Annotated in this window: 12 protein-coding genes and 1 pseudogene; 6 read left to right on the top strand and 7 right to left on the bottom strand. The window is 69.9% G+C overall.

Features of this window, described 5'->3' with window-relative positions:
• Positions 1-34: 34 nt before the first annotated feature.
• The 3 genes and pseudogenes from ACRX5W_RS31935 to ACRX5W_RS31925 form a co-directional block, all read right to left on the bottom strand.
• On the bottom strand, positions 35-226 hold the full coding sequence (locus ACRX5W_RS31935) for a transposase (protein WP_436791889.1): 192 nt from the start codon (positions 224-226) through the stop codon (positions 35-37).
• A 213-nt stretch (positions 227-439) separates the two neighbouring features.
• Positions 440-797 (bottom strand): annotated as a pseudogene (locus tag ACRX5W_RS31930) (ISL3 family transposase); the annotation flags it as partial.
• 320 nt (positions 798-1117) lie between these two features.
• Positions 1118-1567 (bottom strand): winged helix-turn-helix transcriptional regulator, encoded by a 450-nt coding sequence (locus ACRX5W_RS31925; protein WP_436791888.1) that lies wholly within the window; start codon positions 1565-1567, stop codon positions 1118-1120.
• Positions 1568-1688: 121 nt separating this feature from the next.
• On the opposite strand from ACRX5W_RS31925, the gene ACRX5W_RS31920 reads away from it, so the two are divergent.
• The 4 genes from ACRX5W_RS31920 (at position 1689) to ACRX5W_RS31905 (ending at position 4208) form a co-directional block, all read left to right on the top strand.
• The gene (locus ACRX5W_RS31920; RefSeq protein ID WP_436791887.1) at positions 1689-2606 is read left to right on the top strand and encodes an alcohol dehydrogenase catalytic domain-containing protein; all 918 of its coding nucleotides are present in this window, start codon (positions 1689-1691) and stop codon (positions 2604-2606) included.
• 583 nt (positions 2607-3189) lie between these two features.
• Complete coding sequence (locus tag ACRX5W_RS31915; protein ID WP_436791886.1) at positions 3190-3363, top strand: hypothetical protein; 174 nt, start codon at positions 3190-3192, stop codon at positions 3361-3363.
• Positions 3364-3560: 197 nt separating this feature from the next.
• Positions 3561-3719, top strand: coding sequence for a hypothetical protein (locus tag ACRX5W_RS31910; RefSeq protein ID WP_436791885.1), 159 nt, complete (start codon positions 3561-3563; stop codon positions 3717-3719).
• 186 nt (positions 3720-3905) lie between these two features.
• Positions 3906-4208 carry a hypothetical protein gene (locus tag ACRX5W_RS31905; protein WP_436791884.1) on the top strand — a complete coding sequence of 101 codons (303 nt, stop codon included), beginning with the start codon at positions 3906-3908 and terminating at the stop codon, positions 4206-4208.
• A gap of 306 nt (positions 4209-4514) precedes the next feature.
• Here the strand turns inward: ACRX5W_RS31905 and ACRX5W_RS31900 are convergent, their stop codons facing one another.
• From ACRX5W_RS31900 to tap, 4 genes are all read right to left on the bottom strand, one after another.
• Positions 4515-6872 carry an FG-GAP-like repeat-containing protein gene (locus ACRX5W_RS31900; RefSeq protein WP_436791883.1) on the bottom strand — a complete coding sequence of 786 codons (2358 nt, stop codon included), beginning with the start codon at positions 6870-6872 and terminating at the stop codon, positions 4515-4517.
• Between the two features lie 143 nt (positions 6873-7015).
• Positions 7016-7177 carry a hypothetical protein gene (locus ACRX5W_RS31895; RefSeq protein ID WP_436791882.1) on the bottom strand — a complete coding sequence of 54 codons (162 nt, stop codon included), beginning with the start codon at positions 7175-7177 and terminating at the stop codon, positions 7016-7018.
• Between the two features lie 552 nt (positions 7178-7729).
• Positions 7730-8287: a telomere-protecting terminal protein Tpg gene (tpg, locus tag ACRX5W_RS31890; protein WP_436791881.1), complete on the bottom strand. Its 558-nt coding sequence runs from the start codon at positions 8285-8287 to the stop codon at positions 7730-7732.
• Positions 8288-8290: 3 nt separating this feature from the next.
• On the bottom strand, positions 8291-10459 hold the full coding sequence (tap, locus tag ACRX5W_RS31885) for a telomere-associated protein Tap (protein ID WP_436791880.1): 2169 nt from the start codon (positions 10457-10459) through the stop codon (positions 8291-8293).
• Positions 10460-10825: 366 nt separating this feature from the next.
• Here tap and ACRX5W_RS31880 point away from each other — a divergent pair, with 366 nt between their 5' ends.
• Positions 10826-12313, top strand: a complete 1488-nt coding sequence (locus ACRX5W_RS31880) for a S1 RNA-binding domain-containing protein (RefSeq protein ID WP_436791879.1) — start codon at positions 10826-10828, stop codon at positions 12311-12313.
• Between the two features lie 528 nt (positions 12314-12841).
• Positions 12842-14599: a hypothetical protein gene (locus tag ACRX5W_RS31875; RefSeq protein ID WP_436791878.1), complete on the top strand. Its 1758-nt coding sequence runs from the start codon at positions 12842-12844 to the stop codon at positions 14597-14599.
• Positions 14600-14837: the final 238 nt, after the last annotated feature.

The following is a 14837-nucleotide window of genomic DNA, read 5'->3' as shown; positions in this document are numbered from 1 at the left end:
CCCCCCCCCCCCCCCCCCCCCCACAGCCCTTTCCTCACACGTCCAAGGTGTCTATCAGGTAGTTGGCTCTTCCAAGATTTTCGTAGGCGATGATCTTTTCCGGTCGGATGTCATCTGAGCAGGATGCGCTGGCGTAGGAGACGGTGTCCGCGCGGCCGTATGTTTGCCTTTCGAGCAGTTTGATCTTGTTGTTGACGCCTTCGGTGCGTCCGTTGTGCCAGGGCATGGTCAGGGCGGCGTCGACGGCCGCGCTCGAGGCCGGTGGCGTACGAATGCGGGAACGGCAGCTCTGTGGCCCGGACTTGGGCCATCCAGCCAGTCAACGTCTCGGCGTTGGCCTTGGCCTTGCCCGGTGTGAGCAGTGCGGCGAAGTCACGTACTACGGAGGCCCGTTCGGTCATCTCCGAACAGGAACTGGCGAACTGGTCGTGCAATACCTGAGGTTCGCGCTGCCGGTGCAGCCCAACTCCTCGATCTCGCACAGGAGATGGGGGACGGGCAGGGTCCTCCACCCGACGCCGGCGCAGGTGGTCGCGGTAGGGTCGACCAGGCAGGTTCGGTACTGGGGTGTCTGGACCGTGCGTTCGGGTGCGCTGTGGCGGGCGTAGCGCTTCACGGTGTTCAGGGCGAGGCCGAGTCGGCGGGAGCATTCAAGCAAAACCAACGCCGGCATCGAGCAGTTGGTGGACCTGCTGCCACCGTTCGCGGTTTGTCTGCGCGCGCTTGCCCTCGCGCCGGGGCGGAACGGCTTTGGCCCAGCTGGTGCTGTGGGCGCCGACCTCCTTACAGACCGCCTCCACGCGACCGCGCGGCCGGCCACCACCTCGTTCGCGACATGCCGCTCGTAACGCCCCAGTCGGACACCTGCCCGCACCCCGGGCACGCCGCCGCGGTGTCACCCCTGGTCCGGGCCGTGATCCGCAGCAAGTCTCCATCGGCCTGCACACGCTCGACCCGCACTGCGGCCAGCTGAGGCAGCAGGTCCTTCACTACGACGACACACCACGAGCCTGGCACCAACAGGCCGACAGCATAGGCAAGTTGCGGTGATCAACGCCTACGAAAGTCTGGAAGAGCCGTCCCTTGACAAGCCGGGCTGAAGGTCCGAAGAGGAGGCTTACTGTTGGGCTGCGGCGCGCTGGTGTTCCTCGCGGTGGGCGAGTACGTCGGTCATGTGTGCTTCGGCCCAGTCTTTGAGGCCGGCCATGACATGGTTCAGGGACAGGCCGAGGTCGGTGAGCTCGTAGGTGACGGTGACGGGCACGGTGGGTGTGACGGTACGGGTGACCAGGCCGTCGACTTCCAGGGAGCGCAGGGTCTGGGTGAGCATCTTCTGGCTGGCGCCCGCGAGTCGGCGGGATAGCTCGGAATAGCGCATCGGCCGGGGCCCGTCTTCATGGTCGACTCCGGGGCGGTGCGGGCCGTCGCTGCCGAGCGCCGCGAGGATCAACGCGACCCACTTATCGGAGATGCGGTCGAGGAGCTGACGGCTGGGGCAGCCCTCCATGAACGCGTTGTAGCTTGCCTTCTCCTCGGCCCGGTGCTGGGCGGCCGTCCGCGTCGACAACGATCGCTCCTTCCTCACCCGAGGGGTGCTTACGCACTTTCAAGTGCCTTCTTTTGTCAGGAGGTTAACGAAACCAGCATGGAGCACGGAAGCGATCACCCCACCGCACAGGAGCAAGGCCATGCATGCTGCCACTTTTCGCGCCGCCGTCGTCCGCGTCCCGAATGGTCCCGACTCGATCGAGATCATTGAGGTGCCCGTTACCGAGCCCGGCCCTGGTCAGATCCGCGTCGCTGTTGGCGCAGCGACGGTCAACCCCACCGACCTCGGTGTCGCGGCGGGCTTCTTCCACGCGATCGGGCTGGTCAAGCAGCCCGAACACACCGGTCTGGGCTGGGAGTTCGCCGGCGTCGTGGATGCGGCCGGGCCGGGCGTCGACCTGGCGGTCGGCACCCGGGTGGTCGGTCTGGTGGCCGGGTTCGACCGCGACTACGGCACCTACGCCGAGCAGATCGTGGTCGCGGCGGCCGACGTCGTCCCGGTCCCCGACGGGCTGGACCTGCCGACCGCGGCCACGGTCCCCCTCAACGGACTGGCCGCCGCTCAGATCGTCGACCTGCTCGGCGACGCGCCCGCCGGGGCGGGCCGGCTGCTGGTGACCGGCGCCGCGGGGGCGGTCGGGGCGAACGTCGCCGTCCTCGCCCGGGAACGCGGCTGGCACGTGACCGGCCTTGCCCGCGACGGCGACGAAGAGTTCCTCAGCGGCCTCGACGCCGACTTCACCGCACACGCCGAGCCTGAATGGGACGCAGTCGTCGACCCCGCACAGCTCAATGACCAGGCTCTCAAGCTGGTCCGCGACGGCGGCGCCTACGTCGGCCTGCGGCCCGGCCTCGAACCTCCCGCCGAGCGCGGGATCTCGGTCACCTCCGTGGTCACCGCCTTTGACGGCGTGCGACTGACCGATCTCCTCGCCCGCGTTGCCGCGGGTGAATTGCCGGCCCGCGTCTACGCGGTCGTCCCCTTGGACCAGGTCGCCGACGCCCACCGGGCCACAGCCAAGAGCGGCCTGCGCGGCCGTTACATCATCCGCCCCTGACCAGCCCGGCGCCCAGTGCGCCGCCGACCGCGATCACCGGCACCTGCCCGCCGGAGCCTGGGACGCCGGGGGCCGGTGCCTGCTGTGCAGCCGACCCCCGGCACGACCACGCCAGTGGCGGGCATCGCCGAAACCGGCGAGCTGCAGCAGGCCGGTCATCAGGACGTCGGGACTACGCCGAAACTTGTCCGTGATGCGGTTGCGATGCCTCGCGGGGCGATGAGAAGCCCGCCGTCATTCCGTTTTGCCTTGTCGTACGACACTCACGAGCCCCGTCATGACGATGAAGCGCCTCGCCACCGTTCTCGCCGTCCTCGGCGGCCTGTTCCTCGTCTACACCGGGATCAGCTACTTGCTCGCGCCCCAGGCGACGGCCGCAGGATTCGCGCTGCCGACCTGGCACACGAACAGGGGGAGGGGTTCCTGGCGGTCAAAGCATGCGCGACATCGGTTTAGGACTGCAGATACTCGCGCTGCTGCTGACCGGGCGGCGCAAGGCGCTCAGGGCCGGCGATGGTGGCGACGGCGTACGGCGTCCACGGGCCGGCCGCAGCCGTGGTCGCCGTGACCGCGGGACTCCCGTGTGGAAGGGACAGACACGCGCGAACGCTGCGCGGCCTCAGCCATGAAACGCCGGGCGCGCCGCGAACTCCTCGCAGCAGTCGCGCACCTGGACGACAACTTCGTGGCGCGGACCCAGCACGATCCCTTCTCACCGCCCACTTACCCATGGTGGAAGCGCCGACTCGACGAGTGAGCCGTCTCCACGGCCGCCACTGCATACGGTCGCCCAAACGTTGCCGCTCTCCCACCACACCCGCATCGCCAGTCGGCGACCCCGGCCCGCACCCCGCCCGCAACGGCCACCGGTTGACGGGATCCTCAGCAAACAAGCCCAAGAATTCAGGAACTTGCGCGCTTTGGCCGAAGGCGGACAAGGACCCGGCCGAATGGATGCCCCCGCACCAGGCGTACGCGTGCGAGTACACGACGAACTGGATTGCCACGAAACTGCGTTGGGGCCTCACCATCGACCCGGTGGAGCAACAGGTCCTCGCGGACCAGGCGGCGGCCTCCCCCGACGTGGAGATCACCGGCATCCGCGCACGCTGATACGCGTCCCCCCACGAGCCCGCGGCCCGCGACGCCATGCCGGCGGGCCGCTCACGCAACCGAGCAGGCCTGATGCTGTGGGTTCCAGGATCTCAGCACAGGCAACGGCCAGAACCGGTTCCCAGGCTTCAGGGGGTGGCGAGCGACTCCGCGCGTGTGTGTCCCCAGCAACTGGCCTGAGGGAACGTGGTCTTCCTGCCGCGCTATCACCGCGTCGTGGTCGGCTGGCTGGCCCGGGACCGGGATTTCCGGCGCGCAGCGGGGCCGACCGGGTTCGTGGAGGCTTTGATCCGCGTCCACGACGGCCCGGGCGGCCATGCCAACGGCACCCGCGGGTTCCACTGCTGCGAGTTCTGCCCGGCCCCGGGCCTTCTGCGTGACGGGCTCCCGCACACCGTCCACGGCGACCGGTCGTTGTTCCTCGGCAGCGCCGAATCCGCGTATCTGTTCCGCAGGCGCCGCGACGGATGTTCGCCGCCCCGAACCTGATCATCCACTACGTGATCGAGCACGACTACGGCCCGCCGGAGGAGTTCAGCTCGAAGCCCGCGACCGCGTGCCGACGCCCGCGTTCTTCATCGACGGCACGCGGCGCGATTTCGTACGGCCCGGCCACGCGTGGTCACCGTCCCGCCACCCGACTCCGGCAAGTCGCGGAAATACTCCGGGGCTTCGCGCGCTCAGTCGGTCGACACCGGCCCCGCCTGGGCCCTCACCCCCATATTCGCGTAACCGGACGGGGCGCCGGCATCCGGCCGTGCGCCCCGTCGACGAGATCTTCGTGGATTTGTCTGGCTAGTTGCCGCCGCGGTTCAGCCAGGCGCGGACTGCGCCGCCGTCGTAGACGACGAGGTAGTCGGCTTTGCCGTCGCCACTGATGTCGGCGAACTGGACGTACGGGCGTGGGTAGTTGGCCGCGTTGACCCAGTTGTAGCGGGCCTCGAAGCTGCCGTTGCCTCCGCCGCCGCGGTTGAGGAAGGCGTGCACCGAGCCGTCGAAGCCGACCTGCAGGTAGTCGGCCCGGCCGTCGCCGTCGCCGTCGGCGAACCTGACGGCTTCCAGCGACGAGCCGCGGGTTCCGCCGGCCCAGTAGAGCCACAGCGACCAGTCCGGGGGATTCGGCTGGTCACTGACTTGCCCGCTGGTGGGGTCCCACAGGTTCCGGTACACGTGGACCGCACCCTCCGCGCCGACCCGCAGGACGTCGTCGCGTCCGTCGCCGGTGACGTCCGCGAAGCGGAGGTTGTTCCGGCTGAACGACTCCTCGTCGAAGACCGTCCCCCACTCGACGAATCTCAGGGTGTTGCCTGTTCCGGGGAAGTTGATGTACGCGCGCACCTTGCTGGAGGAGTCGACCACGAGGTAGTCGTCACGTCCGTCCCCGTTGAGGTCGGCGAACCGCACCTCGTCGCCGTGGACGCCGTCCGCCGGCTTGTAGGTGCCCGCGTCCACCCAGTCGGGTTGGCCGGGTGTGCCGACGGTGTTCACCGAGGCGCGGAAGCCGCCGTCGTCACGGACCTGGAGGTAGTCGGCCCGCTGGTCGCCGTTGAGCTCGGTGATGACGGTGCGGCCCTCCCGGGTGCCGTAGCCGGGAGCGATCACGCCCAGCGCGCGCCAACCCTCGCCGAGAGCCGTTCCATCGGACTCCATCCCGGAGTCCCCGGGGTCGTCGGAGCCGATGCCCGAGTTCGCGGGGTCGCAGTCGACAGGTGCCCTCTCCAACAGCGGCGTCTGAAGCCAGCCCATGGCGTTCGCTTCCTGCACGGAGTCGTACCAGGCGTCGGCCATCTTCGCGTAGCCGGCGTCCGTCGGGTGGGCGTCGTCCTGCAGCCCGTCACTGACCTCCACCCGCGCCATGGCCACCAACAGGACGCGCTTGCCCTCGCGTTGCAGGCCGTCCACCATGCCCGGCAGCGCTGCGTTGTAGGCGTCGATGCGCGGCTGCAGCCCGGCCTTGCCGGTCGGGATGAGCTGGGCGACCAGCACCGTGGCATGCGGTGAGTCCGCGAGCGCCTGGTTCACCAGCTTCCCCAGCCGGTCGGGCGCGGTGGCGAGGTTGTAGTCCTGGTTCATGTCGTTGGTGCCCGCGTGCAGGGTGATCAAGTTCGGCTGGTAGCGAGGCACGCTGCAGGATGCGAAGCCCGCGATCTCGTCGATGCGGTCGCCCGGATGACCCTCGTGGTCGCGATCACCCATCGAGCCGGACTGCACCGATCCAACAAAATTGACGCTGGGCGCACTGCCCTGAAGGTAGTCGTACAACTCGTCGCGGTAGCCGTTCCCGTCGGAACTCTCCACTCCGTACGTGATGGAGTCTCCGAGCGGCATCACCCGCAGTGCGACCGGGATCCGGACCCGGGAGACCGCGTCGGCGAGGTGCCTGCCGACCTCCGCCAGGAACTGGCCCGCCGCTGTGCAGCCCTCCTTGAAAACGCCCCACCCGGCGGCCAGCTTCTCACCCAGCCGGACGAGCGCCGCCCCCAGACGTTCGATGTGAGCAGGCAGCACCTCCTTGGCCCAGTCCTTGACCCCGGCCTCCCAGGCGGCTCCGCCGGCGGCCGTGATGAGCGCACCGGCGAGCGTCTTGGCCCACGCCTCGCCGTCCTTGAGCGTGCCGTCGATCGCCTGGATGATCATTCCCCGCGTCAGCCCGCCGACGAAGCCGCCGATGGAGACACACATGACGGCCGCCTCGGGAAAGAAGCCGATGCAGCCGGCCCGCACCACCAGCCCGGTCAGCGCCCCCGCGGCCGTGGCCAGGATGTCGGCCCACCACGAGGCGTTCGTCAGCGGCTCACCACCGTCGACGCGTACCGCGATCCCGGTGTCCGTCATCGACAGTTGCCCGTCGAAGTCGATCCAGCTGCCGGTGCCGGCACCGCCCCCCGATGTGCCACTGGCCTCGAAGTCCTCGCGGAAGGTGTCGCTGAGGAGCGGGTTGCGGTTCTGGGTCTCGTCGAGAACCTGGCGCATCCGGTCCGGGTCGAAGTCGGAGACATCCAGATTCAAGGTGACCGACTCGTCCCCGGCCACCGCCGTGGAGAACTCTCCCACCGAACCACCAAGCGCGGCCAGGCGCGGCCCCGCCGCTGTCGTTCGCGTCGCCGACGCCGTGGGTATCAGACCGAGCAACAAAGCCACCACGACGGACATGATCACGGCCGTACGGCCAGTCGTTCTCCGCGTATTCACGCGCACCTCCGCATCAGAGGAGGCGATCGTTTCGAGCCCCGGCAAGTGCGGCATGAACGCCCGATGAACACCGCCGGCCACGGCCTGTAATGCTCAACATTGCGTCAACACCGGTGTCGCTGCCGCTCCCGGATCTCCGCCCGCAACCGCTTGTCGATATCTGCGACTGCTGCGGCGAACTCCTCCTCGTTGGCCTGCAGCAGCTCCCGCACGCGCGCCAGCGGGACCCCGGCCTCAGCGAGGGTCCGGATCTTGTGGCGTTCCATGATGACTGCTCCCGCCGTGGTGGGACGGCAACGGCGTGATGGCGGTTCTGCGGGCGCGGCGTACCCGGCCCGAGGCGGGGTTAAGGAGCCGTTCGGGGCGCGAGCTGAGACATCCGCTGGTGGGACAGGCGCAGGGCCGTTCCCGGGTCGCGGTTGTTCCGGCCTTGGTCGGTGAGGGTGCGCGCCGCGTGGCGGACCGCGTCGCGAACGGCTTGTTCGGCGTACGTGAGGGCCATCCGCGCGTCGACGGCCGCACGCGCGAACGCGTTGTCCTGCGCTTCGCCCCAGCTACGGCCCCCGGGCGTGCCCCGTGAGACCGCCGGGGAGCGCGGGAATGCTGACGGCCCACGTCCTGCCCGTCCTGGTGAATCCGGTTGTCGGCACCGACCCGGATGTGCCGGGCAGCCCGGCGGGCAGGAAGTGGCCGATGAGTTCTCCGGATCACCGTGCCACGGCTGAGGGTGGGACAGGGGTGGTCGTGTCCAACGTCCCGGTCGTCGTTGGTCGCCTCCAGCCGCAACCGTGGGTCGCGCCGCCTTGCAGCGGCAGCGGTCAAAAGGACAGGTCGATGTAGTCGATGTCGGTGATCTCGACTTCGAGGTTGTGGGCGCGGACGCCGCCTTCTTTGAAGTAGGCCTCCTGGAGCCCTTCGGCGACGATCTCCCGAAGCCGCCGGTCGTCGGCGCCCTGCTGCTGGGCGGTGAAGAGCTGTCCGGCGTACTGCGGCGGGAGATGGACGGTCAGGCGCCGCATTCGCGGGTCGTCGGTGGTGCCGATCGGTGCGGTGTAGCCGAACCGAGCGCGGGTCTCCACCGTGATCCCGCCGGTGGTGGCGGCGCGTTTGCGGGCCAGGGCGCGGACCCGGGGCTGCCAGACCTTGCGGACTTCGCGATCCAGGGCTTCCGCGAGGGGCTTGCGGGGGTGTTTGCGGGTGCCGGCGAGGTAGCGCTCGACCGTGCGGCGGGAGACGCCCAGACGGTCGGCCACGGCCTTCGTGCTGCCCTTCTCGGCGCGCATGAGCAGCCGGATTCGGGCGATCGGGGTCTTGGGCGGTGGTTTGGTGACGTGCTCGTATCCGGCGCGGTCGAGGGCTTCGTCGATGTCGCCCACGGGTCACTCTCCTTCCGCGACGGCGTCGCCGCCCTTGATGTGGCGGGCGGGGTTGAGGCCCTGTTCCATCCAGTCGATGGCGGTGAGCATCGGCTGGACGCCCTCCAGCTTGGCCAGGCCGGGGCCGGCACCGAGGCGGAAGCTTCCGGGCACCACGTGGCCGTCGTCGGTCAGCGGCAGGAACCCGAGCGGGCTGGGCGTCGGGCTGGCGTACACGGCGCAGTCGGACAGCGCCGCGAGGGGGTAACGGCCGGTGAGGGCGGCGGTCTTGGCCATCTTGCGGTGCATGTTGACACGGGCCTTGGCGATCACCATCGCGCGGATGTCGGGGCGCCAGGTGGGGCGGGCCAGGGCGGGCCAGCGCTCCCCGTCGCGGTAGTGCCGGCCTTGAGGCCGTTCGCGGAGCTTGCCGATGCCGCCTTTGACGGTGGCCTTGATCGCGGACAGCACGCAGGCCATCCCGGGGTCGGTCTGCTTGTGGTGCTCCATCGCGGCGAGGAAGTCGCGTTCGTCGACGATGTCCTTGCTGTCCTTGGGGACCGGGACACCCAGGCCGACCATGGTCGCCAGGTAGGCCTGCTTGAGGCGGTCGTGCCACGGGTCCAGGTACGCGCCGGTCTCGCGGCGGACGTACGCCTCCAGCGGCCGCAGGCGGGCGCCGAGTTCCTCGGCGTAGGCGACCGTGGGGGTGGCATGCCAAGCCGGGCCGTCCGGGCGTTTCCCGGTCGGCGTGAACGGCGACGGCAGACGCGGGTCCAGGTCGATGCCGGACAGGTCGACCAGCCAACAGCCCGGCAGCTTCTTGTCGAAGGGCGGCGCCACGAGGTGGACCGGTTCGCTCAGGCCGACGACCAAGCGGGACGCGGCCGCGAGGAACGCGGTGTTGATGTCGATACCGACCGCGTACGGCGACAGGCACTCGTCGTCGTCCAGGAGCTGTGGGTCGCGCACCCACTGGTACGCCTCCTCGTCGATGCTCCCGCCGGTCCAGCCCTGCGCGACGGGGTGTTCGGTGGGCGCTTCCGGCGGGGCCGGGTCGACCGGGGCGGTCAGCGCGCCGGGGTTGGTCGCGGACACCCATTCCCCAGCGTCGTTCTTCGCGGCGCGGGTCGGGGGGCGCAGCGCGGACATCAACTCCAGGCCGCATACCGCCGTCGACCCGCGCGGAGTCAGGACCCGGTCGGCGTAGGTGCCCAGCACGCGGGCGAGTTCCGGGGCGGGCAGGTTGCCGGCGCCGCCCCACGCGCGGGAGTCGAACGCGTCCCACGACGGCAACGCCAGCTGCACGCAGGCGCGTTGGGAGCCCTGCGCGGGGCGGTAGACCCTCGCCCACGGGCCGAACCCGCGCTTGGTCAGCTTCCACTTCGCCTTGCCGATCTGCTTGACCACGGGGTGGTCGTCCGGCAGCCGCAGCGACCGGCGGGCCTCGGCGCCCTCCAAGCGGGCGGGGAGACCGAGGCGGACCGCGGCGGCCTCGGTGAGGACGATCAGCGGGTCGGAGTCGCGACCGTGCCGGTGCAGCCGCGCCGCGCCGATCCCGGACTCGGCGAGCGTCCACTCCACCAACTCCGGGACCGTGGTCGCCGGGCAGTCCAGCACGACGCCGCCGGGGCAGTACGCCCTTCCGTCGCCGTCCAGGACCGCGAGCGGGCCGTGCGGGAACCGGTCGTCGGCTGGGGCAGCTGTCCGAGACGGCGCGGCTTTGCGGGCGGCCGGCCGACGCGTCGTCGACGGTGGGGCCGCTCCCGGCCGCGCGGTCGGCGCCGGGGCGGGGGGTGGCGCGGCAACGACGGGGGCGGGGGCGGGCTGAAGCTGCGCCGGGGAGACAGGCGCGGTCGGCGGCGCTGCCGAGGCACCCGCGCCCGGTTCGCCGGTGGGCCGCTGAGGACCGGTCGGCGACCCGGGCGGGGGCTGGTCGGGGGCGGGGTAGCGGGCGGCCCAGCCGTCCAGCAGCCGCAGATACGCCTCCCGTCGCGGCGGCCTCGGCTCTGCCCGGCCGGCCTCCCAGTTCTTCACCGTCTGCGTCGTCGACTTCAACGCCTGCGCCAGACGGGCCTGTGTCACGCCTGCGGCTTCCCGCAGCCGGGCCCGTTCCGACGGCGGCGGCAACTCCGGCTCACCTGCCAACAGCGCGTCCACCGCCGCGAACAGCTCGTCCTTATCCGTGGACATCACCCACCTCCACTCTCGAATATACCATGGATTTACTCCTATTTTTATCCTTCAGTCGGATGATGGAGCACACGAAGGTCAGGAGCCGACAGGCGAGTCGAGGGTGGCGGGCGGCCTGTTCCAGGCGACGGCCATCGCATGCTTGAGCGCGGGGACGAGCCGGTTGCGCCTGCGGGTGCCGGATCAGGAGGCGGTGGACCTCCAGACACATCACTCCGGGCCCTACTCCCCCATCCACACTGGCGTGCCGCTCCGCGGTGGCCTTCCGCAAAGTGCGGGACATCGCTACGGTGTCGGGGATGATCTTGTCTCTTGTCCACCCGCGACCGGCCCTCGGGGCGACTTCGAGCCGCGCCGGGCGCTGACATGGCGCCCTTCGCGTACCGGCTGCGTGCCGTCGCCGCAGACGCGGAAGGGGGCGACGGCCGGACCACCCTCGCGTACAACACCCGTGAAAGCGCGGCCAATATGTGGGCGGCAGCGGCCATCGGGTTCGCGCTCGACGCCGGACTCACCCACCTGACCATCGACAACCCCGTGAAGAACGGGTTCTTCTCCTACTCCGTGCGAAGCGGCCGCGGCCACCACGGACTGGACGGGCTGTTCCCGTACGACTTGTCCGGCTACCACGACGGCGCGACCATCCACCTCGGCACCACCATGGGACTTGTGCGCGCCATGGTGCTCGGCGAGGGCACCTGGTGCCGCCTGGTCGGCGACGGCGGGTTCTTCATCCATGTCGGAACGCGGTACGACGTGTACATCGGGACCGCGGTCGAGCACCAGGAGGCCGCCTCCCGCGCGCGGACACTGGGGCTGGACGTCGACCGGGTGGAGCAGTCGCCGTACGATCCCGCGCTCGACCAGGTCGACGAACAACGGCCCGCCGACGACGAGTTCTGGCACGAGGTGGCACAGCTCGTCGACGAGCACGGCGGGGTCCTGGTCGAAGAGCAGTACATCCGCAACGCGTACAAGTGGCACCGGCCGACGACGCCGACCGAAGTCGAGGAACTGCGCGCGCGACTGACACCGCGCGCACGGCTGGCCGTGTGGCCGGACCTGACCGAGGACGCCGGTACGGTCAGCGCCGCGATCGTCCGGCAGGACCGGCTCCAACTCCTGGTCGAGCAGTGGCCCGGCGGGTTCCACGAGGAGCGGGTCGCCGACTACCCCACAGGCGCACGATTGAAGGACGAGCCCGGGCGGCGCTACGCGTTGGTTCCGCTGGAGCCCGCCGACCGCGCGCCCTTGGCATCCGCCGTGCTACCCGACCCCGACGGCGAGCTGCGGGCACGCTGGCGCACCGACCGCAGCCGCGCCGACGAACTGCGCAGCTACCTGGCCTCGCTGCGCGTCGGCGACACCGTGACCGGTGTCGTGTCCAGCGGACTGTGCGACATCGCCGTCCACGTCGATCTGGACGACGACCTCGGTCGCGGCATCGGGTGGCTGCGCGTCCCCGAGATGTCCTGGAAACGCGTCGAGTTGGACGACGTCGCCCCCATCGGCCGCGAGATCCGCGCCCAGATCCTCTCTGTCGATTTCGCCTGGGAGCAGGTCAGCTTGTCGATCAAGGCGTTGCAGCCGGACCCGTGGCGGGGATTCGCCGCCGCGCACACCCCGGGCGAGGCCTTGCCGGGAGAGGTCACCAAACTGGTGCCGTTCGGCGCGTTCGTCCGCGTCGCGCCAGGGATCGAGGGCCTGGTGCCTCTGGCGGAACTCGCGGACCACAACGTCACCGAGCCCGAGGAAGTGGTCTCCGAAAACGACGACGTCCGCGTGGTCTTTCTCGGCATCGACCTCGAACGCAGACGGATCACCCTCTCGTTGAGACAGGCAACGGGCGACTGACGGCCGACGACCGGCAGGGCGTCCGCGACCTCTACCAGGCCGCTCAACGCGGACCACCGTCCTCGAACAGGCGCCGGACGTCGAACCGTCGACGTCCAGGGGTGCTGGAGTCTGCGATCGTCCGGGCGCCCGGTGCCGAGCACATCCGACGCGTAGAGCGTGATCACCCTGCTGACGGCAAGCTGATGCAGCCGCCCGTACCCGCCCGGCTGCCGGATCGCGCTCCGTCCCGGACCACCGGGCCCGAGCTCTGCCGCGCGTCGGCGTCGCTTGCCGTGTGTAGCTTGACCTTCGACTGGCTCACGGTGAGCGCTGTCGTTGAGGGGGTTTTCGGTGCTGGACGGCTTGGGAGCGATTGCCTGGTCGACGCTCAGCCATGCATATGGACCTGCCGGTGATCTGCCCCAGCTGCTGCGGGGGGCTGCGTCCGCAAACGAGGAACAACGCGCTGAAGCGGTCCACGAGCTCTTCGGGACGGTGTGGCACCAGGGCACGGTGTACTCGGCAACGCCGTATGCAGTCCCATTTGTGGCCGACCTCGCGGAACGCGGCCCCGGCCATCGGGACGACATGCTTCGTTTGCTCGCGCGTGTCGTGGAAGGCAATTCGGACTGCGGTGGCGACGCGGAAGCCGTCGATACCGGCCGCCGTGCGGTGTGCGATCTCATGCCCCGGTTGCTTGGCCTCGTCGATGACAAGGACCCGACGGTGCGGCGAGCTCTGCTGCGTCTGATCGCCGCCTGCGTACCCGACAGCCTGACGGCGTTCCCGTCGTTGGAGGAGCGTCTTGCGTCCGAGACTGACGCGGGGGTTCGCGCTGACGTCGTGACCGTGTTGTCGATGATCGATCCGTCGGCTGAAGACCGCGACCGGCGCAACCGGCAGCTGATGGCGGATCCGGTGCCCGCTGTGCGCTGGGCCGCGGTGAGCGAGATCCTGCGGCGAACGCCACTCCCCTATCCGAGGAGCCTCGTCTCGGACGCCGTCGACGCGTACATCGCCGCCGCGCGGCCCGAGCGGACAGGCTCCTGGCGCGAGGATCGCAAGTCGTTCGAGGATCTGCTGGTCGAGGATCCCGACGCGGCGCTGTTCGCCACCGCGCGAGCTGCCGAGGCCGGCTCGGACTGGTCGCTGGCGTGGGACATCGATGAGGAATGGCGGGATCGAGAGGCGTCCGCGCTGCCTTGGTACGTCCGCGCGTTGGAGCATCCGCAGGAGACCCTGCGGCGATCGAACGAGCTGTATCGGATCGCTCGCGCACTGGCTGCCGTTCCGGGACTCGACGGGTCCTGCGAGGACCGACTTGTCGACTTCGCCGCAAGCCCCGAGGCGGCGATCCGGTCCGCCGCCGCCACCGCACTCGCACGCGGCCGGTCCCGGGAGGCCGTGGCCGAAGTCGTACGGCTGGTCGAAAACGATTCGGACCAATACGGCACCGGACTCGCGGTCACAGCCGCTGTGGAGGCGCTCGGTGTCCGCGCTGAGCCAGTCGCGGTCGTTGTCGCCGAACGACTGCGGTCACCGAGCCGAAGGCCGAAACAGACGTCGAATCAGGAAATCGCCCTCATTCTGGCGCTCACGCGCTTTCCCGACATCGCCGCCACCGTTGTGGACGAACTGGCGAGGCTCGTCGAGCGGGGTCCCTGCGCCCACTCGGCGGCGCTGGTGCTCAAGTCGTTGGGACGCCGAGCAGAGAGCGCCTACGCGGTACTGGCATCGGCGGCACAAGACGACGACTTCGCGTTTGCGTGCGTCGCCGCCACCGCGCACTTCCGGGCGACCGGGAACCCGGCTCTCGCCCTCGACGTGTTCCGCCGCGGGCTTGCCGGACGCGACAAGGCATGGACGTACGGCCGCGTCGGTGAACTCGCATCCGCAGCAAACCCGCTTCTCCCGGCGCTGGCAGCGGGGTTCGGCGGGGAAACAGGCTGGGCGCGCGTCGGCGCGGCGGCATCGATCTGGCGAATCACCGGACGAACCGAGGACACACTCCCCGTCGTCGCCGCGCACGCGCTGATCACGGACGGGCATTACACCGCCGCACAGAAACATGCGGTTCGGCTTCTGACGGACATGCGCTTGGTCCCCGAAGCACTGCTGCCGGCACTGCGGCAGTTCGCGGACGCCAAGCGCCGCCTTGTCCACGACGGAAGCAACGACGGCACTCCCCATGACGACAACGTCGCCAGGACCGCCGTCCGGAACCTCCTGGCGTCCGCAACCGCGATTCCGATCCCCTTCGCCCACGCCGAACCGGACGCCCAGCAGTGGTCGGGACACCGCTGACAACGGCAGCCGCCGGGCCCCCGCCCCCACTCAGAACCGGGACACACAACCGACACTCAAACAACGTTGCATCCCATGAAGACGACTTCAGGAGCTTTCCGGAACGCGGTTGGTTCCGGCGAAACGCGACGGGGCGGCCGGGGCGTACCACGGGACCCGGGGGCGGGGATGGAAGCTCCTATAGATCGTCAAGCGGTCTGTAGGGCTGGTGGTCGGATGATGGTTTGGCGGGCGAGGT

Origin of the sequence: Yinghuangia sp. YIM S10712, assembly GCF_051388935.1 — a bacterium.
Taxonomy (GTDB): domain Bacteria; phylum Actinomycetota; class Actinomycetes; order Streptomycetales; family Streptomycetaceae; genus Yinghuangia.
The sequence above is the reverse complement of the archived record's forward strand: the minus strand, read 5'-3'. Positions and strand labels throughout refer to the sequence as shown.

Excerpts from the sequence above, each read along its gene's own strand:
- ACRX5W_RS31935 (WP_436791889.1), bottom strand. The coding sequence starts at position 226 with ATGCCCTGGCACAACGGACGCACCGAAGGCGTCAACAACAAGATCAAA.
- ACRX5W_RS31880 (WP_436791879.1), top strand. The coding sequence starts at position 10,826 with ATGGCGCCCTTCGCGTACCGGCTGCGTGCCGTCGCCGCAGACGCGGAA.
- ACRX5W_RS31910 (WP_436791885.1), top strand. The coding sequence starts at position 3,561 with ATGCCCCCGCACCAGGCGTACGCGTGCGAGTACACGACGAACTGGATT.
- ACRX5W_RS31900 (WP_436791883.1), bottom strand. The coding sequence starts at position 6,872 with ATGTCCGTCGTGGTGGCTTTGTTGCTCGGTCTGATACCCACGGCGTCG.
- ACRX5W_RS31895 (WP_436791882.1), bottom strand. The coding sequence starts at position 7,177 with ATGGAACGCCACAAGATCCGGACCCTCGCTGAGGCCGGGGTCCCGCTG.
- tap (WP_436791880.1), bottom strand. The coding sequence starts at position 10,459 with ATGTCCACGGATAAGGACGAGCTGTTCGCGGCGGTGGACGCGCTGTTG.
- ACRX5W_RS31920 (WP_436791887.1), top strand. The coding sequence starts at position 1,689 with ATGCATGCTGCCACTTTTCGCGCCGCCGTCGTCCGCGTCCCGAATGGT.